Annotated in this window: 1 protein-coding gene; it reads left to right on the forward strand. The window is 31.3% G+C overall.

Going from position 1 to position 1,485, the window contains the following annotated elements:
• Positions 1–123 precede the first annotated feature (123 nt).
• Positions 124–1,401 carry an ISL3 family transposase gene (locus ACWG42_RS14910; protein WP_455793355.1) on the forward strand — a complete coding sequence of 426 codons (1,278 nt, stop codon included), beginning with the start codon at positions 124–126 and terminating at the stop codon, positions 1,399–1,401.
• The last annotated feature ends 84 nt before the right edge of the window (positions 1,402–1,485 follow it).

The following is a 1,485-nucleotide window of genomic DNA, read 5'->3' on the forward strand; positions in this document are numbered from 1 at the left end:
GGTTCTATAACATTTGGTGTTGGTGAAAACTGACACCTTTTTATATTTTTCAAAATAAAAAGACATAAGATGAATTATCCGTTACAATTTAGGCGACTAAACCAATCGAAAGGAGTTCTTCTTATGTCCATATCTAATTCTATACTATTATCTCTAAATCTCAAAGAAAATAATTTGATTTTCGATGATGACTTTATCCATGAACGCTTGTTTCATGGTTCTCACTCTCTCGTTTATAGTGCAACCCTTACTTATTCACCACCAGATGTTTGTCCCGTTTGTGGCTCGCTTAATGTTAATTCCATCATTAAAAACGGCACGAAAACTTCTCATATCCTTTTACCTGATGTTTCTAAAAAACAAACGATCCTTAAGGTTCGTAAACAACGCTTTTTGTGTAAACATTGTCTCCACTCTTTTTCTGCCTCTTCTTCTATTGTAAATAAACACTGTTTCATATCCAATAATACTCGTCTCTCTATTTCTCTTGACTCTAAAACTAAGATATCTGAAAAAGATATCGCTAAAAACAATCATGTTTCTCACTGTACTGTAAATCGTCATCTTCATCACCTTTATTCTGACTTCCATATATCTAGAAATTTTCTCCCTCAACACTTATGTTTTGATGAGTTCAAATCTGTAAAGTCTGTTGATTATCATATGTCTTTTCTCTTTCTAAATGCAGAATCAGGTGATATTGTTGATATTGTGGAAGACAGGCGTTTATCTCATCTTACGAGCTACTTCATGAGATTCTCTCATAAAGCTAGAGCTTCCGTAAAAACTATCTGTATCGATATGTATATTCCCTATATTCAACTCATTAAAGCTTGTTTTCCTAATGCTCAGATTATCACTGATCGCTTCCACATAATTCAGCTTGTTTCACGCTCTCTTAATAAAACCAGAATCCAATTAATGAATCAAGATAAGAAAAACTATAATAAACTAAAACGCTACTGGAAGCTTATTTTAAAAAATCGCAATGAATTAGATGTAACCGAGTTTAGACCTCGCACATGTTTCAAAAAATGGATGCGTGAAATTGATATCGTTGACTATCTCATAAATCTTGATAAGTCCTTTTATGAGTCTTATTATCTTTATCAAAAAATAATATCATCGATAAAAAGCAGAGATATAAAATCCTTTGAGGATTCAATTAATCATGTGGATGATTCTATTTCTGACTATATGAAAACTTCTATACATACTCTGAAAGAGCATAAAATACATATTTGTAATTCATTAAAATATAAATACTCAAACGGTATCATTGAAGGTACTAATAATCTTATCAAAGTTATAAAACGAATAGCTTTTGGTTATCGCTCCTTTACCCACTTTAAAATTAGAATTTTACTTATTGCGAATACTATGGTTAAATTAAGACAATGAAAAAGAGATGATTTTTCAACCATCTCCGCTTAAGCCTTAATTTGTATCGTTTTTCATCCACCAACACCAAATGTTAAAGAACCA

It is taken from the genome of Amedibacillus sp. YH-ame10 (assembly GCF_053848885.1).

Coding starts and splice junctions, on each gene's coding strand:
- ACWG42_RS14910 (WP_455793355.1), top strand. CDS start 124: ATGTCCATATCTAATTCTATACTATTATCTCTAAATCTCAAAGAAAAT.